The 25,496-nt window shown below is 68.5% G+C and carries 12 protein-coding genes; 6 read left to right on the top strand and 6 right to left on the bottom strand.

Annotation, left to right across the window (positions count from 1 at the left end):
- The first annotated feature begins 16 nt into the window (after positions 1-16).
- From B1790_RS20470 to B1790_RS20460, 3 genes are read left to right on the top strand one after another with little or no spacing between them, the layout of a single operon-like run.
- Entirely contained in the window at positions 17-1,234 is a 1,218-nt protein-coding gene (locus B1790_RS20470) for a glycoside hydrolase family 3 N-terminal domain-containing protein (protein ID WP_079925078.1), read from the top strand.
- A 28-nt stretch (positions 1,235-1,262) separates the two neighbouring features.
- A complete protein-coding gene (locus B1790_RS20465; protein WP_079925077.1) occupies positions 1,263-1,886 on the top strand; it encodes a TetR/AcrR family transcriptional regulator in 624 nt (207 codons plus the stop codon).
- Positions 1,887-1,896: 10 nt separating this feature from the next.
- Positions 1,897-3,750 (top strand): ABC transporter ATP-binding protein, encoded by a 1,854-nt coding sequence (locus tag B1790_RS20460; RefSeq protein WP_233165233.1) that lies wholly within the window; start codon positions 1,897-1,899, stop codon positions 3,748-3,750.
- Here B1790_RS20460 and B1790_RS20455 read toward each other — a convergent pair.
- Both B1790_RS20455 and B1790_RS20450 read right to left on the bottom strand, forming a co-directional pair.
- Positions 3,747-4,565, bottom strand: a complete 819-nt coding sequence (locus B1790_RS20455) for a MaoC/PaaZ C-terminal domain-containing protein (protein WP_079925153.1) — start codon at positions 4,563-4,565, stop codon at positions 3,747-3,749. The genes B1790_RS20460 and B1790_RS20455 overlap by 4 nt on opposite strands.
- 28 nt (positions 4,566-4,593) lie before the next feature.
- Positions 4,594-5,958: a 3-oxoacyl-ACP reductase gene (locus B1790_RS20450; protein ID WP_079925076.1), complete on the bottom strand. Its 1,365-nt coding sequence runs from the start codon at positions 5,956-5,958 to the stop codon at positions 4,594-4,596.
- A 150-nt stretch (positions 5,959-6,108) separates the two neighbouring features.
- Between B1790_RS20450 and B1790_RS20445 the strand changes: the two genes are divergently transcribed.
- Entirely contained in the window at positions 6,109-7,428 is a 1,320-nt protein-coding gene (locus B1790_RS20445) for an acetyl-CoA C-acetyltransferase (RefSeq protein ID WP_142271427.1), read from the top strand.
- Positions 7,429-7,604: 176 nt separating this feature from the next.
- Here B1790_RS20445 and B1790_RS20440 read toward each other — a convergent pair whose 3' ends face one another.
- On the bottom strand, positions 7,605-8,726 hold the full coding sequence (locus B1790_RS20440) for a TDT family transporter (RefSeq protein WP_079925074.1): 1,122 nt from the start codon (positions 8,724-8,726) through the stop codon (positions 7,605-7,607).
- Positions 8,727-8,760: 34 nt separating this feature from the next.
- Here B1790_RS20440 and B1790_RS20435 point away from each other — a divergent pair, with 34 nt between their 5' ends.
- On the top strand, positions 8,761-9,696 hold the full coding sequence (locus tag B1790_RS20435) for a TIGR03564 family F420-dependent LLM class oxidoreductase (RefSeq protein ID WP_079925073.1): 936 nt from the start codon (positions 8,761-8,763) through the stop codon (positions 9,694-9,696).
- Here the strand turns inward: B1790_RS20435 and B1790_RS20430 are convergent, their stop codons facing one another.
- The gene (locus tag B1790_RS20430; protein WP_198952066.1) at positions 9,697-11,109 is read right to left on the bottom strand and encodes an alpha/beta hydrolase family protein; all 1,413 of its coding nucleotides are present in this window, start codon (positions 11,107-11,109) and stop codon (positions 9,697-9,699) included.
- A gap of 99 nt (positions 11,110-11,208) precedes the next feature.
- Positions 11,209-13,044 carry an acyl-CoA dehydrogenase gene (locus B1790_RS20425; protein WP_079925072.1) on the bottom strand — a complete coding sequence of 612 codons (1,836 nt, stop codon included), beginning with the start codon at positions 13,042-13,044 and terminating at the stop codon, positions 11,209-11,211.
- A 247-nt stretch (positions 13,045-13,291) separates the two neighbouring features.
- Here B1790_RS20425 and B1790_RS20420 point away from each other — a divergent pair, with 247 nt between their 5' ends.
- A complete protein-coding gene (locus tag B1790_RS20420) occupies positions 13,292-14,371 on the top strand; it encodes a dihydrodipicolinate reductase (RefSeq protein ID WP_079925071.1) in 1,080 nt (359 codons plus the stop codon).
- Positions 14,372-14,373: 2 nt separating this feature from the next.
- On the opposite strand, the gene B1790_RS20415 is transcribed toward B1790_RS20420, so the two are convergent.
- Entirely contained in the window at positions 14,374-25,380 is an 11,007-nt protein-coding gene (locus tag B1790_RS20415) for a type I polyketide synthase (protein ID WP_079925070.1), read from the bottom strand.
- Positions 25,381-25,496: the final 116 nt, after the last annotated feature.

Raw genomic sequence — 25,496 nt, 5'->3', positions numbered from 1 at the left:
CGCTACGATTCGCCCCATGCCGTTGGGCCGTACCGCAGGAGATGACTCGACGGGTTCCAGTCGGCGGAAGACCGTCGTGTCGATCGTTCTCGCGGTGCTCGTCATCGCCGCCGTCGTGGTGGCAGGCGTGTACTTCGTCAAGAATCGCGACGTGACGGCCACCGCCCCGTCGTCGACTCCGAGCCCCACCCAGCTGCCCGCGGCGGAACCACCCGTCTGCGGTGAGGGCGACGCGATGCTGGCGGCGATGTCGACCCGCGACAAGCTCGCCCAGCTGCTGATGGTCGGCGTCACCGGCGCCGACGACGCGCGGGCGGTCGTGGCCAACGATCACGTGGGCGGCATCATGATCGGCAGCTGGACCGATCTGACGATGCTCGGCGATCCGCTCAAGGAGATCGCCGCCGCGGCGGGCCCCCTGCCGCTGGCGGTGAGCACCGACGAGGAGGGTGGCCGGGTCTCGCGCCTGAAGAGCCTCATCGGGGTGCAGGAGTCGGCACGCGTCCTCGGCAAGACGGTCACGCCTGCCGACGTCCACGACATCGCCCTGGCCCGCGGCAAGGCGATGAAGGAGTTGGGCATCACGGTCGACTTCGCCCCGGACGCCGACGTGTCCGACCAGGGCGACGACACCGTGATCGGCGACCGCTCCTTCAGCGACGACCCGCAGAAGGTCACCGAGTACGCCGGTGCCTATGCGCGTGGGCTGCTCGAAGCAGGCGTCACGCCGGTGCTCAAGCACTTCCCCGGCCACGGTCACGCGTCGGGCGACTCGCACGTGGGTGGCGTCGTCACACCGCCGCTGTCGGAGCTGATGAACGACGATCTGGTGCCGTACCGCGAGCTGGCGCAGCTGCCCGGCACCGCGGTGATGGTGGGCCACATGCAGGTGCCTGGGCTCACCGGAACCGACCCGGCGAGCCTGAACCCCGCCGCCTACGACCTGCTGCGCACGGGCGGGTACGGCGGCCTGCCGTTCAACGGCGTGGTGTTCACCGACGACATCTCCAGCATGGGCGCGATCAACCAGAACTACACCGTCGCGCAGGCGGCCCTCAAGGCGCTTCAGGCGGGGGCCGACATCGCGCTGTGGATCACCACCGACGAGGTTCCCGGGGTGCTCGACGCGCTCGAGGCCGCCGTCACCGCCGGCGAGTTGGACATGAAGAGGGTGGATGCCTCGGTGCTGCGAATCGCGGCGCTGAAGGGGAAGAGTCCCCTCTGCGGAGGCTGAACGCCGTGGGATTGCCTAGTCTGTCCTGATGGCAGGTGGAACGAAGCGATTGCCGCGCGCGGTGCGCGAGCAGCAGATGCTCGACGCTGCCGTTCAAATGTTCTCGGTGAACGGCTATCACGAGACGTCGATGGACGCGATCGCCGCCCAGGCCGAGATTTCGAAGCCGATGCTCTACCTGTACTACGGCTCCAAGGAGGAGCTGTTCGGCGCGTGTCTCGACCGGGAACTGGCCCGGTTCGTCGACACCGTCCGCGGGGAGATCGACTTCAGCCAGCCCGCGCGGGAACTGTTGCGCAACGCGGTGGTCGCGTTCTTGAGCTACATCGACACCAATCGGGCGTCGTGGATGGTGTTGTACACCCAGGCCACCAGCTCGCAGGCGTTCTCCCACACCGTGCGCGAGGGCCGAGAACGCATCGTCGACCTCGTCGGCAGGCTGCTGCAGTCCGGAACGCGCAATCCCGAGCCGGACACCGACTTCGACATGATGGCGGTCGCGCTGGTGGGCGCGGGCGAGGCGGTGGCCACTCGAGTGAGCACCGGTGACGCCGGAGTCCACGAGGCCGCCGAGTTGATGATCAACCTGTTCTGGCGTGGTCTGAAGGGCAGACCTGCCGATACCCAGGCGGTACCCGCAGCAAGCGGCTAGCGTTCCGACCGTGGAGGTCGAGTCCGTCACACCCGCGATGAGGCCCGACCGTCTCATCCGTCGAAGTCTGGGCATGCTTCCCGCCGTTCGGCGTTCGATTGCGGCGTTGTTCGTCGTCGGCGCGCTGGCGTCGGCGCTGCCGTACGTCAGCGCCGCGGCCTTCGGCCCGATGATGCAGGTCGTCGCCGACGCGGGCACGAACGGAAACCTCACCGGCGTATGGGATATGCGGGGACCGCTGGTCGCGCGGTCCGACGGTCCGCTCAGCGAGGTGGCCGGTTCGGTTCCGTTCGCGGTGCTGTTGAGCGTGTGGGCCGGCGCGCTGGTGCTGACTCAGCTGATGTACCTGGTCAACGCCTGGGTGGGCACCAAGGTCGAGCGGGTGCTGGTCACCGACATCCGGCAACGGGTGCACGACCATCTCCAAACGCTGTCGCTGGACTTCTTCACCGCCTCGCGCAGCGGCGCGTTGATGCACCGTGTGACGACGGAATCCACTGGCGTGCAACGCCTTCTGACGGATTGTCTGCTGCCGCCGCTGATCGACTCCGTGGTGCTGCTGGTGGCGGTCTGCTACCTGGTGGCGCTGTCGTGGCAGATGACCGTGGCCGCGTTGGTCCTCACGCCGGTGGCGCTGTTGGTGCTGAGGTACGCCGGCCGGTACGTGCAGGCGGCGGTGCGTCGGACGATGGACGCGGACCGGGCGATGGGCGCCGAGCTGGAGCAAACGGTCAGCGGTATCGCCGAGATCCAGCTGTTCAACGCGCAACCGGTGCGCAGCAAGCGTTTTCGTGCCGTCTCGGACGAAGCGGCAAAGAGCGAGGCCTCGACGGTGATGTGGATGCAGGCCACCGCCAACGGATCGCAGGTGTTCGTCGCGGTGAGCACCGTCGTGGTGTTGTTGGTCGGCATCGGGTTCAGTTCGAGCTTCGGGTTGACGTTCGCCGGCCTGATGGTCTTCGCAGGCATGGTGCCGACGATGTTCGGTGCGGCGCAACGGGTCATGGGTGCCTACACCACCTATCAGTCGGTGGCGCCGAGTGCCGCGTCGACCTACGAGTTGCTCGACACCCGTCCCGCGGTGCAGGAGTCCCCGGATGCGATCTCACTCGGGGAGGTCCGCGGCAACCTGGTGTTCGATGACGTCGCGTTTGGTTACACGCCGACGCAGCGCGTGCTCGACGGGCTGTCGTTCTCGGTCGCCGAGGGCGAGACGGTGGCGCTCGTCGGCGGCATCGGCTCGGGCAAGTCCACGGTGTACAACCTGCTGTTGCGCTTCCTCGACCCGCAGCGTGGCCGAATACTGCTCGACGGCCACCCGATCGACGAGGTCACGATCGCCTCGCTGCGGGAACAGGTGTCCAAGCTGGCCCAGTTCCCGTTCTTCACCAAGGACACGATCCGCGAGAACATCCGCTTGGCCCGACCGGAGGCCACCGACGCCGAGATCGAGCAGGCGTGCATCAGGGCCAACGTGCACGCCGTCATCACCGACCCGAAGAAGATGTACGACGGATACGACACGGTGGTCGACGTCCAGGTGCCCTCCGGTGGGCAGAAACGCCTGATTGCCTTGGCGCGCTGCCTGTTGCGCACACCGGAGGTGCTGCTGCTCGACGAGCCCACCGAGAATCTGGACGCCGATCAGCGTGCGCTCCTCACCGGCGTGATCCGCGGCTACGCCAAGGACCGCACCTGCCTGGTGATCAGCCACGACATGGACTTCATCGCCGCGGTCGCCGACCGCATCCTGGTGATCGAGGACGGGCGCATCGCCCAGCAGGGCGACCACCACGCCCTGATCGCCGCGGGTGGCCTGTACAAGCGGCTGTACGAGGCGCAGAACGTCGCCCTGCCGTCCTAGAGCGCCCGGACGGTTCCCGTCACGTGCGGGTAGCCCTTCGAGAGATTTCGCAGCGTCAGATCCCAGCCGTCGGCGACGCGTTCGGTGTAGAGCCCGACGCGCGCGGGCAGCAGCACTGGCTTGCCGAAGCGCACCGAGTACTTCACGGCACCGGGCAGCTGTCCCTCGACGTTTGCCAAAACGGCTGCGGCGGTGAACATTCCGTGTGCGATCGACGACGGAAACCCGAACAGCTTCGCACCGATCGAGCTGGTGTGGATCGGGTTGTGGTCCCCGCTGACCGACGCGTAGTGCCTGATCTGGCTTGGCGTGACGTGCAGGATCGAATTCGGCGGCGGCAGCTTCTGTCTCGCGTGCTGCTGTTCCGGCTTCGGCTCGTCGGACAGGCTGGTCCGCTGCTGGTGCAGGAACGTCGTCACCTGGTGCCAGGCGATCTCGTTGCCGACGCTGATCTCGGTGATCAGGTCGACCAGCAGGCCCTTGCGGTGTTCGCGAAGATTCTCCGCGTGCACCTTGACGCCGACGGTGTCGGTGACGGAGATCGGGCGGTACTGGGTGATGTGGTTCTCGACGTGCACCGACCCCATTGCGGCGAAGGGGAAGTCGAAGCCGCTCACCAAGGACATCACCGACGGGAAGGTCAGCGCGAACGGGTAGGTCAGCGGCACCGTGTCGCCGAAGCGCAGCCCCGTCACCGCGGCGTACTCGGAGACGTTGGCCGGATTGATCGCGAGTTCGGTGATGGTGACCGTGCGGTCGGGAAGCGAGCTGCCCCGCGAGACGAACGGCAAGGCTCCCGCCGCGGCCAACGCCATGTTCTTCAAGCCACTGGGTTGGGTCACGTCACGCCCCCAAGAGTGCCTGGCCGCACACCCGAATGGTGTTGCCGGTGACGGCGTTCGACGCGGGGCTGGCGAAGTAGGCGATGGCCTCCGCGACGTCGACCGGCTGGCCGCCCTGGAACAGGGAGTTGAGGCGGCGCCCCACCTCGCGGGTGGCCAGCGGGATCGCCTCGGTCATCTTGGTCTCGATGAAGCCCGGAGCGACGGCGTTGATGGTGATGCCCTTCTCGCCAAAGACGGGTGCCAACGCCTGCGTCATCCCAATCATGCCTGCCTTGGTGGCGGCGTAGTTGGTCTGGCCGCGGTTGCCCGCGATGCCTGCCATCGACGACAGTCCGACGACGCGGCCGCCCTCACCGATGGTGCCGTTGTCGACCAGGCCCTGTGCCAGCCGTTGCGGGGCAAGCAGATTGACCGCGACGACCGAGTCCCAGCGGCCCTCGTCCATGTTGGCGAGCAGCTTGTCGCGGGTGATGCCTGCGTTGTTGACCAGGACGTCGGCCTTGCCTCCGTTGTGGTCGCCGTAGTGCTCGCGCAGGTGCTCGGTGATGCGGTCGACGGCGTCGGCCGCGGTGACGTCGAGCGCCAGCGCGGTGCCACCCACCTTCGTGGCGGTCTCGGCAAGGGCGTCGGCGGCGGCCTCCACGTCGATCGCCACCACCTTGGCGCCGTCGCGGGCGAACACCTTGGCGATCTCGGCGCCGATGCCTCTCGCGGCTCCGGTGATCAAGGCGACCTTGCCGTCGAGCGGCTTGTCCCAGTCGGCGGGCGGCACCGCATCCTGGGCGTCGACGTAGAACACCTGGGCGTCGACGTACGCGGACTTGGCCGACAGCAGGAACCGGACGGTGGATTCCAGTCCGGTGGCAGCGGGCTTGGCGTCGGCCGCCAGGTAGACCAATCCGATGGTCGCGCCGCGCTGCAGCTCCTTGCCGAGCGAGCGGGTGAAGCCCTCCAACGCGCGCTGGGCGATGCGCTCGTCGACGCTGCCGGTCTGGTCGGGCGTGGTGCCGACGACGACGACGCGGCCGCTCGAGCCGATGTTGCGCAGCACCGGGGTGAAGAAGTCGCGCAACGCCTTGAGGCCCTCGGGGGTGGTGATGCCGGTGGCGTCGAAGAGCAGCCCGCCGAACGTGTCGGCCCAGCGGCCGCCGGCGTTGTTGCCGACGAGGTCGTAGTCCTCGGCGAGGGCGTTGCGCAGCGGTTCGGCGACGCGGCCCTCACCGCCGATCAGGAGCGGACCGGCGAGCGGCGGCTCGCCCGCCCGGTAGCGGCGCAGGGTCTCCGGCTGCGGAACGCCGAGTTGCTTGGCGAGGAACGAGCCAGGTCCGGAGTTGACCACTTGCGAGAACAGGTCGGAAGCCACAGAGCTGCCTTTCGAGGAGACGGGTAGTGCGTGCGGGAGTGGGGTACCCAGCACCGCGCGAGATTGTCGTATCGGTCACGAACTTACTCCAGAGTAAGAACGGTAGGTAGTATGACGCTCGACACCAGCAACCACATTCAACCAATGGAGATGAACGTGGCCGACACCCAGTCGCCCAGCAAGGCAGCCCGACGAGTAGCCATTCTCGGCGGAAACCGGATCCCCTTCGCGCGCTCCGACGGCGCCTACGCCAATGCGTCGAATCAGGACATGTTCACCGCCGCGCTCGGCGGACTCGTCGACCGGTTTGGCCTGAAGGGCGAGCGCATCGGCGCGGTCGTCGGCGGAGCCGTGCTCAAGCACAGTCGCGACTTCAACCTCATGCGGGAATGCGTGCTCGGCAGCGCGCTGTCCCCGTACACCCCGGCGTACGACCTGCAGCAGGCCTGCGGCACGGGTCTGCAGTCGGCCATCGCGGTGGCCAACGGCATCGCGCTCGGGCAGTACGACTCGGCCATCGCCGGTGGCGTCGACACCACCTCGGACGCACCCATCGCCTTCGGCGACGACCTGCGCCGCGTCCTGCTCGGCCTGCGCCGCGCCAAGTCCAACGTCGACCGCCTCAAGTTGGTCGGCAAGCTGCCCGCCGCCGTCGGCGTCGAGATCCCGACCAACGGCGAGCCGCGCACCGGGCTGTCGATGGGCGACCACGCCGCCATCACCGCCAAGGAGTTCGGCGTCAAGCGCGTCGACCAGGACGCCCTCGCCGCGGCCAGCCACCAGAACATGGCCGCCGCCTACGACCGCGGCTTCTTCGACGACCTGGTCAGCCCGTTCCTCGGTCTGTACCGCGACAACAACCTGCGCGCCGATTCGACGGCCGAGAAGCTGGCCAAGCTCAAGCCCGTCTTCGGCGTGAAGAACGGCGACGCCACCATGACGGCGGGCAACTCGACACCGCTGACCGACGGCGCCTCGGTCGCGCTGCTGGCCAGCGAGGAGTGGGCGCAGGCGCACTCGTTGCCGGTGCTGGCGTACTTCGTCGACGGGGAGACCGCTGCCGTCGACTACGTCAACGGCCCCGACGGTCTGCTGATGGCGCCCACCTACGCGGTGCCGCGGCTGCTGGCCCGAAACGGGTTGACGCTGCAGGACTTCGATCTCTACGAGATTCACGAGGCGTTCGCCTCTGTGGTGCTCGCGACGCTGAGTGCGTGGGAGTCCGAGGAGTACTGCAAGGAGCGGCTGGGCCTCGACGCGGCGCTGGGCAGCATCGACAGGTCCAAGCTCAACGTCAACGGATCCTCGCTGGCGGCGGGTCACCCGTTCGCGGCCACCGGCGGTCGCATCGTCGCCCAGCTGGCCAAGCAGCTGGCCGAGAAGAAGGCCGAGACGGGCAAGCCGGTCCGCGGGCTCATCTCGATCTGCGCAGCTGGTGGCCAGGGCGTCACCGCAATTCTGGAGGCTTGATCTCGGGTGTAACGCCTCGCGACCACGCGTCGATATGACTTGTAGCTCCGTGTTGCCGTCAGCCCCCCCGACCCGACGGCAACACGGGGCTCTCTTCATGCCTGCGGCGAGTGTGGGCCTTACGTACGGCACATCGACGTCAGGCGTGCATAGCGCCCACACTTGGCGTCGGATGGCTAGGCCGGCGGCGGGTCCTTCTTCGCGCGCACAGGCCCCGCGTTCGCCGGCGGCGGGACGAACAGATTCCCTCGGACGCTGCCGCGGGCCGTCCACACCGCGACCAGCCCCCAGGTGCACAGCAGGCCGGCGTAGGCGACGGCGGCCGCCACCTTGAACGCTGGCAGGCCGGTGTGCACCGCCAGCTGCGTGGTACCCGTCACGAACGTGCCGACGGGGAACGTCAGGCTCCACCACGTCAGCGCAAACGGCATGCCGCGCCGCAGCGTGCGCACCGTCAACTCCGTCGCCAACACGATCCACAGCAGCGCGAATCCCCACACTGGGACGCCGAACAGGACCGCGAAGACGTTCATCGCGCTGGCTAGGTCGGCGGGCACGGCCAGCGCCGCGACGCCACCGAGAAGACCTGCCGCAGTGATGCCCTGCCCCAGCGGTCCCAGCACGATCCACAGCGTCGGCACCCGAGCCGTGCCCGACGTGCCGTACAGGGCGAGCCTGCTCCAGATCATGCTGATGATGATCAGCGCCGCGAACAGCGACAGCCCGAACATGGCGTAGCAGCCGTAGAGCATCGTGGTGCGTCCGGTGCCGGCGGCCATGTGCGGGACCAGCAGCGCGCCAGCGGCGGCGGACACCATCGGCGGGACGACCGGCATCAGCCAGCCGCCGAACGCCGCGTCGGGTTCCACGTTGTGCTGGGTGAACATCAGATACGGGATCGTCGCGGCGGTGAACAGCCCACCGATGGTGCCCGTCGTCCAGAGCACCCAGGCCAGGTCGACCGCCACGCGGGTTCCGATCAGATCCTTGCCGATCAGGATCGCCCCAGACCCAACGGTCATCAGCGCCATCGGGGCCGCTCCGAAGAAGTGGGCCATCTGCGGATTCCTGGAATGCGCCCGCACCATCGTCGGATGACGGAAGCGCTGCACGGTCACCGCGACGAGGAGCACGACGAGCAGCGCCGTCGCCACCACCCACACCACGCGGGAGAAGACGTGCAGACCAGGGACGTGGATCGGCAGCCCGACGCCCGCGGTCGCGACGATGCCGGTGCCCATCACCGACGCGAACCAGTTCGGCCCGAAGTTCTTGAGTCGCGCGGCCTCAGTGGTCATGGGTCGTCATTGAACAGGACGCACTCGTGCTTCGATGGACACCGTGCAGATCTCCATGTTCGGCCAACTCGGCGATGCGGGCAGTTCCAATCCGGTCGACGCCTGCGTGCGCAACGTCGCCCAATTGCACGAGGAGGGCTTCCGTCGGCTGTGGATGAGCCAAATGCCCTATGAGCCAGACCTTCTCACGATTCTTGCGGTGGCGTTGCGCGAGGTGCCCGACATCGAGGTGGCCAGCGGGGTGGTGCCCATCCAGAATCAGCACCCCATGCAGATGGCGCAGCGCGCGCTGACCGTCAGCCTGGTGTCGGGCGGGCGCTTCATCCTGGGCCTCGGCATGACTCATCAGGCGGTCACCGAGGGCATGTGGGGCATCCCGTGGGACAAGCCGGTGCGCAGGCTCAACGAATACCTCGACGGTCTGCTGCCACTTCTGGCGGGTGAGGCCGCCGACGCGACCGGTCAAATCGTCACCACCAGAGGTGCCCTGATGATCGCGGGAGCCCCGAAGCCCGACGTGTACATCGCGGCTCTCGGTCCGCAGCTGCTGCGGATTGCCGGTCGCCGGACGGCAGGCACGTGCACCTGGATGACGGGGCCCAAGACGCTCGCCGGCCACGTCAGCCCCACGTTGCGGCAGGCGGCCGCCGACGCGGGACGGCCCGAGGACGCGGTCCGGGTGGTGGCCGCGCTGCCGGTGAGCGTCACCGACGACGTCGACGGCGCCCGCAAGCACGCCGCCGCGCAGTTCTCGATGTACGGCGTGCTTCCGTCCTACCGCGCGATGCTCGACCGCGAGGGCTACGCCGGGCCCGAGGATGCCGCGATCATCGGCGACGAGGCGACCGTCAGGGATCGGCTCGCCGAACTGAAGGCGGCGGGCGTCGACGAATACGTCGGTGCCACATTCGATTCCTCACCCGAGGGGCGGGCGCGCACGCGCGCGGTGCTCCGCGAACTCGACGACTGATCAGACTCCCGCGACCGGTGCCCCCGCAGGCAGCGGCACGGGCTGGACGCCGGGGGTGTGGATTGACCCCGCCAGCCAGGGCAGCGCCGCGGTGAACACCTGCGTCGCCAACGGCCAGTCGTGGCGTCCCGTCGTCGGCACCACTGAGCAGGTGATGCCCTTGGCCTTGCCGAGCCCGCACAGCGTGTTGGCGGCCTGCGTCTGATCGGTGGGCATGCCGTCCGCGTCGCGCCCGCCGAGCCCGACGGCACCCTCGCTGTGCGGCATGTTGAACTTCTTCGGCGCGTCGGTGGAGATGGCGAACCAGCCCGAGACCCCTTGATAGGGGCCGTGTTTGGCCATGACGGTCGCCGGGTCGAACTGCGCCCAGGCGGCCTCGCTGCCGCCGTAGAGCCGGGCGACCGTCTGATCCTTGGTGCCTGCGTTGGGGCCCGTGTCGCCGGCGATGTCGACGAAGTGGGAGAACAGTTCGGGATGCATGACGGTCAGGTCCACGGCACAGGTGCCGCCCATGGACCAGCCGACGATGCCCCAGTCGGCGCTTGCCGAGCTGGTGCCGAAGGTGGCGTTGACGTAGGGCACCACGTCCTTGGTGAGGTGGTCGGCGACGTTCCCGCGGGTGCCGTTGACGCATTCGGTGTCGTTGTTGAACGAACCGCCGGAGTCGACGAAGACCAGCACCGGTGCGTTGCCGCCGTGGGATTGGGCGAAGGAGTCGACGATGGCTGCGGCGTTGCCGGTGCGGAGCCAGTCGGCGGGGGTGTTGAACTCTCCGCCGATCATCATCACCACCGGTAGCTTGGGCGCCGGGTTGGACGAAAACCATCGTGGGGGCAGGTAGACCAGCTCGGTTCGGTGTTTGAATCCCGATGCGGCCGAGGGAATGTCGACCGGCACCACGCTGCCGTGGTCGAGCACCGTCCCGGCCTTCTGCATGGCGGTCACGGTGTCGAGGTCCGTCTCGTCGGGCAGCGGGCCCGCGGTCAGTTGGTTCCAGGCGATCTGGACGGTGGGAAAGTAACCCACCCAGGTGTTGAGCGCCAGGCCCGTGCTCAGCAGGCACAGGGGCACGGCGGCGACCGCGGCCACGCGGCGCCACTTCACTCCGCGCCAGCCGAATACCGCTGCGGCGAGCGCGAATCCCGTCACGCCGGTCCACACCCACAGCGAGTCGGGTGCGGGATCACCCGCCATGCCCTGGGAGTCGACGTACCAGTGCGCCCACGCGGCCGCACCGATGCCCACCAGGACGGCGACGGGCGCCCAGATCAACCACCAGCGACGCGTTCGCCAGCCAAGCGCGGCGAGCACCACCACGACCGCGACGATTTGCACCGTCAGCGGCAACCAGCCCTGCAGCAGCGACAGTCCGTGGCGGTAGGTGGCAGGAGCATCAGCGGCCAAGAAGTGCACGTTTACATGGTCGCAATGAAACCTGGGCGGTAGCTGTTCGGAGGTTATGAAACGCAAGAGGCCCCCGCCGCAGCGGGGGCCTCAAGCGCGTGATTCGACTTAGAACGCAGCCTCGTCGAGTTCCATCACTTCGTTGTCGATGTTGTCGAGCACCGTACGGGTGCTGGCCAGCAGGGGCAGGAAGTTCTTCGCGAAGAACGACGCGACGGCGATCTTGCCCTCGTAGAAGGACTTTTCCGCACCGTTCGCACCCTCGTCGAGGGCGGCGATGGCCACGACGGCCTGCTTCTGCAGCAGCCAGCCGAGGACCAGGTCGCCGACGCTCATGAGGAAGCGCACCGAGCCGAGGCCTACCTTGTAGATGTTGGCCGAATCCTCCTGCGCCGACATCAGGTAACCGGTCAGCGTGGCCGCCATGCCCTGCACGTCCGCCAAGGCGTTGGCGAGCAGCTCGCGCTCGGCCTTGAGGCGGCCGTTGCCGGACTCGTTCTTGACGAACTGCTCGATCTCGTTCGCGATGTAGCCCAGCGCAACACCCTTGTCGCGGACGATCTTGCGGAAGAAGAAGTCCTGCGCCTGGATGGCGGTGGTGCCCTCGTAGAGCGAGTCGATCTTGGCGTCGCGGATGTACTGCTCGACCGGGTAGTCCTGCAGGAAGCCGGATCCGCCGAAGGTCTGCAGGCTCTCGGTCAGCTTGGCGTAGGCCTGCTCCGAGCCGACACCCTTGACGATCGGGAGCAGCAGGTCGTTGACCTTGCCTGCCAGCTCGGGGTCGACGCCGTGGACGGCCTTGGCGACCTCGGCGTCCTGGAACGTCGCGGTGTAGAGGTACAGCGCGCGAAGCGATTCCGCGTACGCCTTCTGGGTCATCAGCGACCGGCGGACGTCGGGGTGATGCGTGATGGACACACGAGGCGCGGTCTTGTCGGTCATCTGGGTCAGGTCGGCACCCTGGATGCGGCTCTTGGCGTACTCGAGCGCGTTGAGGTAGCCGGTCGACAGCGTGGCGATGGCCTTGGTGCCCACCATCATTCGCGCCTGCTCGATGACCTCGAACATCTGCGCGATGCCGTTGTGCACCTCGCCGACGAGCCAACCGACGGCGGGGGTGCCGTGCTGGCCGAGCGACAGCTCACACGTCGCGGAGACCTTGAGGCCCATCTTGTGCTCGAGGTTGGTGACGTAGACGCCGTTGCGCTCGCCGGGCTCACCGGTCTCGAAGTCGAAGTGGTACTTCGGCACGAAGAACAGCGAAAGACCCTTGGTTCCGGGACCGGCGCCCTCGGGGCGTGCCAGCACCAGGTGCAGGATGTTCTCGCCGAGGTCGTCGGCGTCACCGGAGGTGATGAAGCGCTTCACGCCGTCCAGGTGCCACGTGCCGTCTGGCTGCTGGACGGCCTTGGTGCGGCCTGCGCCGACGTCGGAACCGGCGTCGGGCTCGGTGAGCACCATGGTCGAGGTCCAGCCGCGCTCGGCAGCAAGGATGGCCCACTTCTTCTGCTCTTCGGTGGCCTGGTTGTACATGATCTGCGCGAAACCGGCGCCCATCGAGTACATGTAGACGGCCGGGTTGGCGCCGAGGACGCTCTCCATCAGGGCCCACTGCAGCGCGCGGGGCATCGGCATGCCGCCGAGCTCCTCGTCGAGGCCGATCTTGTCCCAGCCGCCGTCGATGATCGTGCGGACCGACTTCTTGAATGCCTCCGGCAGGGTCACCGTGTGCGTCTCGGGGTCGAAGACCGGCGGGTTGCGATCGCCGTCGGCGAACGAATCGGCGATGGGTCCCTCGGCCAGCCGGGTGATCTCGGCCAGCATCTCGCGCGCGGTGTCGCCGTCGAGGTCGCCGTAAGGCCCCTCGCCGAGCACCTTGTCCATGCCGAACACCTCGAAGAGGTTGAACAGCTGGTCACGGACGTTGCTCTTGTAGTGGCTCACGAATTCTCCTCGATGAGATGGCGTCTGCGGTTGGGTACTCGGGCTAAGTTACCCACCAGTAACTGCAGCCAACTATACCGGCTGGTAACTTGTTCGCAAAGCAGTGTCGAGCAAATATCTGCTGGCTAACCAACCCGACGGTTGATTGGGCGGCTGGCCGACCGTCTTCATGCCATCTGACCTGCGCATATCGCCGGATGTGATGTCTGCCACTAGCTGCCCCAGCATGCCCGCTAGGGTGAGGCGCATGAGGCGCGTGGTGGTCTGGGGAACGGGAAACATGGGCTCGACGGCGATCCGATCCGCGCTGGCGTTTCCCGGGCTGGAACTGACCGGCGTGATCACGTCGTCCCCGGACAAGGTGGGACGCGACGCCGCCAACTTCGCCGGCCGCGACGTCGAGACCGGAATCCTCGCCACCGATGACGTCGACGCCGCGCTCGCCGACTGCGACGCGGTCGCCTACATGGCCTCCGGCGACATCCGCCCCGACGACGCCGTCGCCGACATCGAGCGCTGCCTGCGGGCCGGCGCGCACGTCGTCACGCCGTCGCTGTACTCCCTCTACGACCCGCGGTCGGCACCTCGAGAATGGGTCGACCGGCTGACCGCCGCCGCCGATGAGGGCGGCTCCACCCTGCTGGTCAGCGGCGTCGACCCGGGCTGGGCCAACGATGCGCTCGCCGTCATGGCCGCCGGGCTCTGCACGCGCATCAAGACCATCCACTGCCAGGAGATCTTCGACTACTCGACCTACGACCAACCGCACGCCGTCCGCGTCAGCTGCGGCTTCGGGGGAGCCATGGACGAGACACCGATGATGCTGCTGCCGTCGATCCCGACCATGGTCTGGGGTGGCAACATCCGGCTGATCGGACGGGGCCTCGGCCTCGAGATCGACGACATCACCGAGGTCGTCGAACGGCTGCCGCTCGACGAGACCGTCGAGAACGTCATGGGCCGCTTCGACAAGGGCACGCAAGGCGCGTTCCGGCTCAAGATCATCGGCTGGGCCGACGGCAAGCAACGCATCGTCGTCGACCACATCACCCGCATCGACCCGGCCTGCGCCCCGGATTGGCCACAGCCCGACGAGGGCGTCGGCGACCACCGCGTGATCGTCGACGGCGACCCCCAGCTGACCATCGTCAGCCGCGCCGACGTGCCGGGAGGCACCCGGGCCGACGGTGGCAACACCACCGCAGCCAACCGCCTGCTCGGTGCGATCGAATGGCTGGCGACGCAGAAGCCGGGCATCTACGACGGCCTCGACGTGCCGTTGCACACGCCGCTGCCCGACGAGGTCGAAGCCACCCGCTGGGCCTAGGCCTACGTGGCGGGTTCCGTGACCTCCGCCGTCTCGGTGTCCGTCGCCGGCGCCTCCGCGTCGGGCAGCTGACCAACCAGGTACTCGGCGAGCCCACCGATGGTCGGGTAGTCGAACACCGCGGTCGCGTTGATCGTGAACGCGCCGCCGAACTGGCTGTGCAGCCGGTTGCGAAGTTCGATCGCCATCAGGGAGTCGGTGCCAAGGTCCAGGAAGCGGCTGCTCGCCGCGGGCGGACCCGCGAGGCGCAAGAAGTTCTGCACCTCCCGCTGCAGGAATTCGGTGACGAACCCGGCACGCTGAGTCACCGGGATCTCCTGTAGCTGCTTGAGCATCTCGCTGTCACCCGTCACCTCGCCTGCCGCACTGGGCAACACCAAGTCGAGGATCGGCGGCCTCGAACTGCCAAGCACCTTCGCGGCGCGCTGCCAGTTCGCCTTGATCACCGTGGCCTGGCCGGTGCCGTTGGCGACCACTTCGGCAAGGGCACTCAACGCGGCCGACGGCTCCAGCGGAATCAGGCCTTGGGCACCGATGTTCGCGGTCGCAGCCTCCGACGACGCCATGCCGCCCTGCGCCCAGGGGCCAAAGTTGACTCCGGTGGCGGGCAGGCCCTTGGACCGTCGCTCGGCGACCAAGCCGTCGAGCAGCGCGTTGGCGGTCGAATAGTTGGACTGCCCAGGCGAGCCGAACAGGGCCGACACCGAGGACGACACGATGAAGAAGTCCAGCTCGTCGTCGGCGGTCAGGCGATCGAGGTGGTATGCCCCGAACGCCTTGGGCGCGAGCGCCGTTCGGAACCGCTCCACGCTCTGCTGGGACAGCAGCGCATCGTCGAGAACGCCCGCCAGGTGCACGACGCCCCCGAGGGGCGACAACTCCGCACGAACCCGCTTCAACAGCGTCGCCACCTCTGACTCGTCGCCGACGTCGGCCGAGAACACGTGGACCCGGCACCTGTGCCGCTCGGCGATCTCGTCGATCGCCCGCTGCGCGTCCGCATCGGGCGCACGACGGCTGGTCAGCACGATCTCACCCGCGCCGAGATGCGCCAGATACGCCGCCGTGTGCAGGCCGATCGCGCCGAGTCCACCGGTGATCAAATAGCTTCGATCAGATCGGGGGGCAAGCGGATTCGGGATCTGTACCACGATCTTGCCGATGTGGCGCGCCTGCTGCATCCGCCGGAACGCGGCCCGCGCCTCGGTCAGCGGATAGATCTCGGCGGGAAGTGGAGTCCACTCACCGTTGGCCAAGCCCTCCGACACCTTGGTCAGCAGCGTGCGAATGCGCTCGGGCTCGGTGAACATCACCGTGTCCAACGCGACGATCTCGTATGCGATGTCGGGCCGGGCGTCGGCCATCTGCTCCGGCGTCCAGATGTCGCGCTTGGCGATCTCGGCGAAGCGGCCGTTCGGGGCCGTGGCCTTCAGCGTCGCCTCGATGAACCCATCGCTGGTCAGGCTGTTGAGCACCACGTCGACGCCAGCGCCGTCGGTGTCGGCCAGGATCTGGTCGGCGAAATCCGTTGAGCGCGAGTCGTATACGTACTTCACCCCCAGCTTGCGCAGCGTCGCACGCTTGAACGTGCTCGCCGTGGCGAAGACCGTGGCACCGCACCGCTGGGCCATCTGGACGGCAGCCAATCCGACGCCGCCGCTGGCCGCGTGGATGAGCACCTTGTCGCCCGGCTTGAGCTGCGCCCAGTCGAACGACAACCGAACCGTCAGCGCGGCAGCGGGAATGGTCGCGGCCTCCACCGCGCTGACCCCGTCCGGGATCGGCGCGAGGAACGGGGCGGGCACGTTGAACCGGGTGGCGAATGCGCCCTGCATGGAGCCGTAGACGCGCTGACCCACTTCGACTCCGGTGACCCCGTCACCCAACTGGGTGACGACGCCGGCGAAGTCGCCGCCGATCGGGCCGGGATCGCCGGGATAGAGGCCGAGCACGTTGAGCACGTCGCGGAAGTTGAGGCCGGCGGCCTCGACCCGAACCTGCACGTAGTCCGCATCCGGTGGCGGCACGTCCTTCTCGGTCAGCCGCAGGTTGTCGATCGCGCCGCGTTCGGTGGGCGCCAACACGTAGTCACCGGCGCGCGGCACCGTGAGATGACCGCTGCGGGCCCACGGCAACAACCGCGACGCGAGCAGCTTGCCTTGGCGCAGCGCGAGTTCCGGCTCGTCGACCGGCTTGGCGAGCAGGCTCACCAACGCGTCCACGGCCTCCTCGGAGCCGTCGCAGTCCACCAGTCGGCAGCGCAGCATCGGCTCTTCGTTGATCGTGGTGCGGCCGAATCCCCACAGCGCCGCCTGAACCGGGTCGACCGGCTCGCCGGACTCGGTGGCGACGGCCTGCTCGGTGACGATCCACAGCCCGCCGGGCAGCTTCACCTCGCCGCCCTGCACGGTGTGCACGGCGCTGAGCAGGTTGGCGATCTCGCTCTCCATGCGCTCGGTGGCCTCGGCGGTCGTCTCGTGCCCGACCGGCGCCGCACTGCGCCACACCACACCGGAGAATCCGAGACCCCGCTGGTGCGCATCCGCCAGCACCTGACCGAGGAGCTCGGGGTCGACGTCCCGATTCAGCGGGATGCAGCCCGGCACCTTCGCGGCGAGTTCGTCGAACCCGGCGACCAGCCAGGTGCCGCTTGCGCTCCCGGCTCCGTTGGCGTCGTCACCGGAGGCGGGCACCTCGTGCCAGCCGAGGGTGTAGAGCAGCCGCGTCGCGTCGCCACCGAGGCCACGCAACAGGGCCTCGCGGGGAGCGCGCTTGACGGTGAACTCGCGAATTCCGCCCAGCTGACGGCCATCTCGATCGAGGAAGTCGAGGTCGAAGACCTGGGTTTCGCTGTCGAGGCCGCTGTCGTGCCACCTCGCGCGGCAGTAGAACCGCCGAGGCATCTTCTCGCGCAACGTCACCTGTCCGTACCGCAGCGGCAGGAACAGGTCGTTGACCCCCTGCTCGGCGGCGAGAAGGGCGGGGAAGGCGGGGAAGGCGACACCGGTGCACAGGTCCATCAGGACCGGGTGCATCGGTTCGGTGCCGAGGTGTTCGGTGAGCTCTTCGCCGACGAGGATGTCGCCGATCGCCTCACCGTCGCCAAGCCACAGCGACTTCAACGAGCCCGACCAGGTCGGGCCCCACGCCAGCTCCAGATCGGCGAACGTCTCGAACAGGTCCTGTGGACGCATGCGCTCCAGCCGCTCGACTGCCTCGTCGACCGGTTCCTGCGGCTCGGCGGCCGTCGTGGCGTCGGCGTCGTCGGCACCGGTGGCCACGACACCCTCGGCGTTCAGCGACCACTCGGCGCCCTTCTCGCCGTACGCGCGGCTGTGCACCTGGAACCGCGACTCGCCGTCCTGGCTGAGGGGATGCAGCGTCAGCTGCACTTCACGGGAAGCCTTCTCGGGCAGGATGATCGGCTCGTAGAAGAAGACTTCCTTGGCCCGCGCCGGAGTGCCGACCGCGGCCAACGCCATCGCCGCGTAGGTCGCGCCCGGGACGACGACCGTGCCGTAGATGACGTGGTCGGACAGCCATGGCTGAGACTTCACCGACAGCCTGCTGGTGAAGACGGAGTCGCCGGACGCGAGCTCCTTTGCGCTGCCGAGGATTCCGGACACCGACGCACCGTTGCCCTCGGCCCCGGTGAGACCGGAGGCCTTGGGCCAGAACCGGCGACGCTGGAACGGGTAGGTGGGCAGTTCCAGTGGCGTCGAACTCCCGTTGGCGATTGCCGCGAAGTCCGGCCGGTGGCCACCGACGTAGGCGGCAGCCAGTGCGTCGGCGATCTGGCGGCGGTCGTCGACGCCCTTGCGCATCGACAACACCGCCCTCGGCGCGGCCAGGTGTTCCGGCCAGACCTGCACCGCGGCGCTCGTCAACACCGGTTGCGGACCGATCTCCATCAGCACGGAGCAGCCAAGGGCGGCCACGGTGCGAACGCTCTCGGCGAACTGCACCGGCTGGCGGGAATGACGCCGCCAGTACCCGGCGTCGAGCGGGGTCTGCGGCGCCAGCACGGTACCGGTTCGGTTGCACACCAACGGCAGCGTTGGTGCGGCGAACTGCACCTGCGACGCGTAGGACTCGAACTCGTCCAGCACCGGGTCGAGCAGTTCGGAGTGGAAGGCGTGGCTCGTCTGCAGCCACGTGCAGCGGATGCCCTCCTCCTCGAACCGCTCGACGGCGCTCTCGAGGTCGTCACCGGGGCCCGAGAGCACGGTGTTGGGACCGTTGTAGGCGCCGACCGACACCCGCGGGAAGTCGGCGGCGACCTGCTCGACCTGCTTGGCGTCGGCGAACACCGCGACCATTCGGCCGCCCTCGGGCAGGCTGCCGAACAACCTGCCGCGCTCGGCGATCAGCCGTGCGCCGTCGGCGAGGCTGAACACCCCTGCCACGCAGGCGGCCGCGTACTGGCCGACGCTATGGCCGAGCACCACGTCGGGTTCGATGCCCCACGATTGCCACAGCCGGGCCAGGCCCATCTCGACGGCGAAGAGGGCCGGCTGCGCAAACGACGTGTGCCGCAACGCCTCTCCGGCCTTGCCGCCGGTGTCGAGGTCGTTCGCGAACATCACCTCGAGCAGCGGACGCGGCAGAATGTCCTTGACCGCGTCCGCGCACTGCAGCACGGTCTCGGCGAACACCGGCTCGCTCTCGAACAGTTCGCGGGCCATGCCGGGGTACTGACTGCCCTGACCGGTGAACAGCCACGCCGTCGTCGGGTGGTTGACGTGCTCGCCACGGACGACGCCGGGGCGTAGGCGATTCTCGGCCAGTTCGGCAAGGCCGTCGCGGGCCGCCGCGATCGAGTCGACGACCAGCGCGGCGCGATGCTCGAAGTGCGACCGGCCGGTTCCCGCGGTCAGGCACACCGCGGCGAGGTCGGCGTCCGGGTGCACGCTCAACCACGTGTCGTAGCGTCGTGCCAACGCCGCCAGGGCTTCTGGCGATCGCGCGGACAGTGCGAGGACGCCGACCGGAGCCGTGGCGGCCTCCGGTGCGGGTTCGGACGGCTCGACCCTCGCCGGCGCCTCCTCGATCAGCACGTGCGCGTTGGTCCCGGTGAAGCCGAACGAGCTGACGCCTGCGCGCCGCGGCCTGCCGTTGGCGTGCCACGGAGTCGCCTCGTCGACGACCCGCACGGGCAGGGAGGCCCACGGAATGTGGGGTGACGGGTTGTCGAAGTGCAGGCTCTCGGGCAGCAGTTCGTTCTGCAGCGACAACACGACCTTGATCAAACCGGCTGCACCGGAGGCGGATTCGGTGTGGCCGATGTTGGTCTTCACCGAGCCCATCAGCAGCGGCCGGTCGGCGTCACGCGAGCCGGCGTAGGCGGCCGCTGCGGCCTGCACTTCGATCGGATCGCCGAGCGGGGTGCCGGTTCCGTGCGCCTCCAGGTAGTCGACGTCGCCGCCGTAGAGGCCCGCACGGGCGAGCACCGTGCCGATGAGGCGTTGCTGGGCACCACCATTGGGCACGGTGAGGCCACTGGACGCGCCGTCCTGGTTGACCGCACTGCTCGAGATGACGGCGCAGATGCGGTCGCCGTCGCGCTCGGCGTCACTGAGCCGCTTGAGTACGAGGACGCCGCATCCCTCGCTGCGCACGTAGCCGTCGGCGGAGGCGTCGAAGGTCTTGCATCGTCCGACGGGGGAGAGCATCCGCGCGCGGGACGCCGCGATCATGGTGACCGGGCTCAGCAGGACGTTGACCCCACCGGCCAACGCCATGTCGCAATCGCCGAAGCGCAAGGCCTGAGCGGCCTGATGGACCGCGACCAGCGCCGAGCTGCACGCGGTGTCGACGGCCACCGCGGGGCCCTCGAGCCCCAGCGCGAAGGCGACCCGACCGGAGATGGCGTTGAGGGCGTTGCCGGTGATGAAGTGCGGTTCGATCTTGTCGATCGACCCGGATGACAGCAGATGCGCGTATTCGTTGGCGGCCACGCCCATGAAGATTCCGGTGCGGCTGCCGCGCAGCGAGGCAGGCGAGTACCCGGCCCGTTCCAGGCCCTCCCATACGGTTTCGAGCGTCAGCCGCTGCTGCGGCTCGATCCAGACGGCCTCGCGGGGTGAGATGCCGAAGAACTCCGGATCGAATCCGTCTATCCCGTCGAGGAATCCACCGAAGCGGGTGTACGTCTTGCCCGCACTGTCGGGGTCGGGGTCGTAGAACTCGTCGATGTCGAAGCGGTCCTCGGGAACCTCGCGGATCGCGTCGACCCCGCCGGAGAGCAGGTCCCAGAAGGCCTCCGGGTCCGGTGCGCCGGGGAAGCGGCACGACACCGCGACGATCGCGATCGGTTCGTCCGAGCGAGTCGTCACCGACCGAGCCAAGGCGGGCGCGGCGTCGGGGGTTTCGCTGAGGCCGAGCACGTCACCGAGGAGGTAGTCGGCCACGTCGGACAGGCGGGGGTGATCCATCACCACGGTGACGGGGATTTCCTTGCCGACCCCCGCCTCGATGCGACGCCGCATCTCCACGGCCATGAGCGAGTCCATGCCGAGGTCGAAGAAGCCGGCGTCCTCGCGGATCTCCGAGGCGTCGACCAGCGTGATCTCGGCCACCGCGTCGCGCAGGTAGTCGGTGAGCAGTCGCCTGCGCTGCTGCACCGGGGCGTTGACGAGCCGTTCGACCAGCTGCGTCCTTCCGGAGCTCGTCGTCGACGGTGCGGCCGTCTGCTCGGTGGGCAGCTCACGCTCCACCTCCGAGAGGAACGCCCGCCTGCCCGCCTGCTGATACAGCGGCAGGAAACGGGCCCAGTCGATTCGGGCCACGACGGCGTGCGTCGGCCCGCCTGCGGAGGCTGCGGCCACGACGTCGACCAGTCCTGCCAGCGCATCCGCGGGTGAGAGGGTACGGACACCGCGCTGCTCGAGCCGCGCACGGGATTCCGCGTCGGCCATGCCCGCCGACCACGGGCCGAAGTTGACGCTGGTGGCCGCGACGCCCCGCTCGCGCAGGCGCGCGGCCAGCCCGTCGAGGAAGGCGTTGGCTGCGGCGTACGCGGTCTGCCCGAAGCCGCCCCACACCGAGGCGATCGAGGACGTGCTGATGAAGAAGTCGAGCTGCAGGTCGGTCGCGGCTTCGGCGAGATGCCACGCACCCCAGACCTTTCCGGCGAATACGCGGTCGACTTCGGCGTCGTCGAGACTGCTCAGGGGGGTAGTGCCGATCTCGCCGGCGGCGTGGACGATGCCGGCCAGCGGCGGTAGTTCGGCCTGGATGCCTGCCAACAGGTGCGCTACGTCGTGTGCGTCTGCCACGTCGGCGGTGACCACCCGGATCTCGCAGCCGTGCTGCGCGACCAATGCGTCGACGCGCCGTTGGGTGGCGTCACCGGGAGCTCGCCGGCTGGTCAGCACCAGCTGGCCGGCACCGTTCGCGGCCAGGTAACCGGCGATCTCCAGGCCGATGGCTCCGAGACCACCGGTCACCAGATATGTTGCTTCGCTTCGGAGTTCCAGCGGCTTCCCGCTTGGCCGCTCGGAGCGTCGGATGAGTCGAGGCAGATAGACCGCCTGACCACGCAGCGCGATCTGGTCTTCTCGAGCGGCGGTGTCGTGCGGTGTCGTGACGCGATCGAGGAGCCGGGTCCACTCGTCACCGGTGGCATCGGCCGGCACGTCGGCCAGGCCGCCCCACACCTGCGGAAGCTCGAGAGCTGCGGCGCGGCCGAAGCCCCACAGCGCGGTCTGTTCCGGTGCGACCGCGTCGGTGTCCGTGACGCGCTGTGCGCCGCGGGTCAGCACCCAAATCGGTGCGCGAAGGTCGGCTGACGTCGCGGCCTTGAAGAGATGCCGCGTGCCACTCAGGATTCGATGTTGAATCCGCAGCAACGATTGCGTCGACGGTGACGCGTCCGAATCGAGCGCCGCGACGTTCAGGATGCGCAGCGCCGAACCATCGGCGGCAGCGATGCGCAGCGCCTCGGCGAGCGCGGTCTCGTCGGCGTCGGAGATCGGCAAGTCCACGAACCGATGCCGTTGTCCGCGGGCGGTGATGGCGTCGACCAAGGGCTGCAGCGCGGGGGAGTGCGTGCCGACGAGAAGCCAGCTGAACTCCTCGCCGGACTCGGTGCCGGAGAGCGGGTTGGGGGACTTGTCCCAGCGGATCTCGTAGCGGTCGTCCGACGTCGACTGCGCCACGCGCTGTCGGTTGTGTTGTGCCGCAAACTCGGTCAGAACCTTCATGACCTGGGGGTCCTCGCCCGATCCGCCGAGCAGGGTGGCGAGTTCGGCGATGTGGCCGTCCTCGAGCAGGCGGACGGAGTCGGTGCGCGGCCCGACGACGGCCCGTTCTTCGCCGGCCGGCTCGCGGTCGTCCTTGAACCAGTACTGCCGGTGTTCGAAGGGGTAGGTGGGAAGGTCGACCTTCTGCGCTGGGGTCTGCTGGAAGGCCGCGAAGTCGGGCACGTGACCCTGGACGTAGGCGTCGGCGACGGCCTCGGCGATCTGCCTGTGGTCGACGACGTTTCGGCGCAGCGACGCGATCGCCCGAGGGGCGGTCGCCGCATCGGGCCACGCCCGCAGGGCGGTGGCGGTGAGCACCGGCTGGGGGCCGATCTCGAGCAGCACCTTGCAGTTCAGCGCGGCGAGGGTCTGCACGCTCTTGGCGAACTCCACCGGTTGGCGGGCGTGCCGACGCCAGTATGCACCGTCGAGTCGCGTACTCCAGCCGAGCGGGTCACCGGTCCGGTTGTCGATTAGAAGGCGTTGTGGTGCAGCGTAATTCACCGTGTCGGCATATGACTCGAACTCGTCGAGGATCGGGTCGAGCAGCGCCGAGTGGAACGCGTGGCTGGTGTCGAGCCAGTCGCATCGGACACCGTCGGCGGTCAACGCGACGACGGCCCGCTCCAGATCGGCGGCAGGGCCCGACAGCACGGTGTTGGCGCCGTTGTAGGCGGCGACCGACACGGCGGGGAACTCGTCGGTGACGCTCTCCGCGCGTTCGGCGCCGGTGAAGACGGCCACCATCCGGCCACCCGCGGGCAGACTGCCGAAGAGGCGGCCGCGTTCGGCCATCAGTCGCACGCCGTCCTCGAGCGTCAGCACCCCGGCGACGCAGGCGGCCGCGTACTGGCCGACGCTGTGGCCAAGCACGACGTCGGGTTCGAAGCCCCACGACTGCCACAGGGCGACGAGGCCCATCTCCACCGCGAACAGGGCAGGCTGCGCGTACGCCGTCTGGCCCAGCGTCTCATCTCCACCACCACCAAAGATGACCTCAAGCAACGGCTTTTCGAGGACGTCGGCGACCACTGCGGCGCACCGGTCCACGGTCTCGGCGAATACCGGTTGGGTGGCGTACAGCTCCTTGGCCATGCCGGTGTACTGGCTGCCCTGACCGGTGAAGAGCCACGCCGTCTTCGGGGTGTCATGAGATTCCCCGCGGACCAGTCCCGGAGCCGGGCGGTCGTCGGCGAGCGCGCCGAGGAGCTCGATGGCGGATTCTCTGGAGTCGACCACCAGGGCGGCCCGGTGCTCGAGGTGTGCCCGCGCCGTGCCCGCGGTGAGGCAGACGTCGGCGAGGCTGGCCTCGGGGTGCGCGGTCAGCCACCGGCGGTAGCGATCTGCGAGCTGCGTCAAGGCGGCGGGTGTGCGGGCCGAGAGCGGAAGGATGCTGAAGCGGTCCGCTGGTTGGTCGGCCGAATTGGCAACGGCCACCGCGGATGCCGGGGGCGCCTCTTCGAGGATGACGTGCGCGTTGGTGCCCGCGAAACCGAACGAGCTGATGCCTGCGATGCGGGGTCGGTCGCCCCGCGTCCACGGGGTGGTCTCGCGGACGACCTCGACGGCAAGGCGGTCCCACGGAATGTGTGGTGAGGGGTTCTCGAAATTGCAGTGCTTGGGCAAGGTTTGGTGCTCGAGGGACAGGATGACCTTGATGACGCCTGCGATTCCCGCGGCTGCCTCGAGGTGGCCGATGTTCGTCTTCGCCGATCCGATCAACAGCGGCTGGTCGGACGCGCGGCCTGCTCCGAGCACGGCTCCGGCGGCTTGGGCCTCGATCGGGTCGCCGAGCGACGTCCCGGTGCCGTGTGCCTCGAGGTATCCGACGTCGCGGGGTTCGAGGTCGGAACGCTTGAGCGCATCGGTGATGACCCGTTGTTGCGCAACGCCATTGGGCACCGTCAAGCCGCCCGACGCGCCGTCCTGGTTGATCGCACTGCCGCGAATCACGGCTCGAATGTGGTCGCCGTCGGCAATGGCGTCTTCGAGGCGCTTGATGACGATGATGCCGCAGCCCTCACCGCGCACGTACCCGTCGGCGGCGGCGTCGAAGGTCTTGCACCGGCCGTCGGGCGCGAGCATGTGCGCGCTCGAGAAGGTGATCATGGTGGCCGGGGTGAGCAGCACGTTGGCGCCGCCCGCCAGCGCGAGATCGCACTCTCCAAGGCGCAGCGCTTGGCAGGCCTGGTGAATCGCCACCAGCGACGAGCTGCACGCCGTGTCGACTGCGACCGACGGACCCTGGAGCCCCAGCCGGTAACTGATGCGGCCCGCCGCAGCGGCGTTCGACGTTCCGATCGCGAGGTACGCCTCGATCTCGGCGTAGGACAGCGCATCGGACGCCATCCCCAGGTAATCGTGGGTTGCCAACCCGACGAAGACCCCGGTGTTCGTGTTTGCCAAATCCGTAGGCGCCGTGCCGGAATGTTCGACCGCGCGCCACGACGTCTCGAGAAGGATGCGATGTTGGGGGTCCATCAGCCGGACTTCGCGGGCCGACATTCCGAAGAACGGTGCGTCGAATCCGGTGACGTCGTCGACGAAGCCAGCCCGGCGGGTGACGATCTTGCCGGGGACTCCCGGTTCGGGATCGTAGAAGTCATCGGCGTTCCAGCGGTCTTTCGGCACGTCGGAGACGGCGTCGCGGCCTTCGAGCAGGACGTCCCAGAACTCGTCGGCGTCTGCCGCACCCGGGAATCGTGCCGCGTAGCCGACAATCGCGAAACGCGGGGCCGGCTCCATCGGATGAACTTCGCTGCCCATGGCAGTGCCCTTCCATCGTGACCTACGGTGAGGTAACTTACTCCGCGGTCAGATTAACTTACTCAACGGTCAGTTTAAGGCGGTTCGACGCCGCTGAGTTGCTGAGAAGCAATGTC

Origin of the sequence: Mycobacterium sp. AT1, assembly GCF_002043095.1 — a bacterium.
Classification (GTDB): Bacteria; Actinomycetota; Actinomycetes; order Mycobacteriales; family Mycobacteriaceae; genus Mycobacterium.
This window is presented reverse-complemented; position numbering and strand designations above follow the sequence as displayed.

Excerpts from the sequence above, each read along its gene's own strand:
- B1790_RS20455 (WP_079925153.1), bottom strand. The coding sequence starts at position 4,565 with ATGGCGTTGGCCGCGGCGGGAGCCTTGCCGTTCGTCTCGCGGGGCAGC.
- B1790_RS20465 (WP_079925077.1), top strand. The coding sequence starts at position 1,263 with ATGGCAGGTGGAACGAAGCGATTGCCGCGCGCGGTGCGCGAGCAGCAG.
- B1790_RS20445 (WP_142271427.1), top strand. The coding sequence starts at position 6,109 with ATGAACGTGGCCGACACCCAGTCGCCCAGCAAGGCAGCCCGACGAGTA.
- B1790_RS20440 (WP_079925074.1), bottom strand. The coding sequence starts at position 8,726 with ATGACCACTGAGGCCGCGCGACTCAAGAACTTCGGGCCGAACTGGTTC.
- B1790_RS20420 (WP_079925071.1), top strand. The coding sequence starts at position 13,292 with ATGAGGCGCGTGGTGGTCTGGGGAACGGGAAACATGGGCTCGACGGCG.
- B1790_RS20470 (WP_079925078.1), top strand. The coding sequence starts at position 17 with ATGCCGTTGGGCCGTACCGCAGGAGATGACTCGACGGGTTCCAGTCGG.
- B1790_RS20415 (WP_079925070.1), bottom strand. The coding sequence starts at position 25,380 with ATGGGCAGCGAAGTTCATCCGATGGAGCCGGCCCCGCGTTTCGCGATT.
- B1790_RS20435 (WP_079925073.1), top strand. The coding sequence starts at position 8,761 with ATGGACACCGTGCAGATCTCCATGTTCGGCCAACTCGGCGATGCGGGC.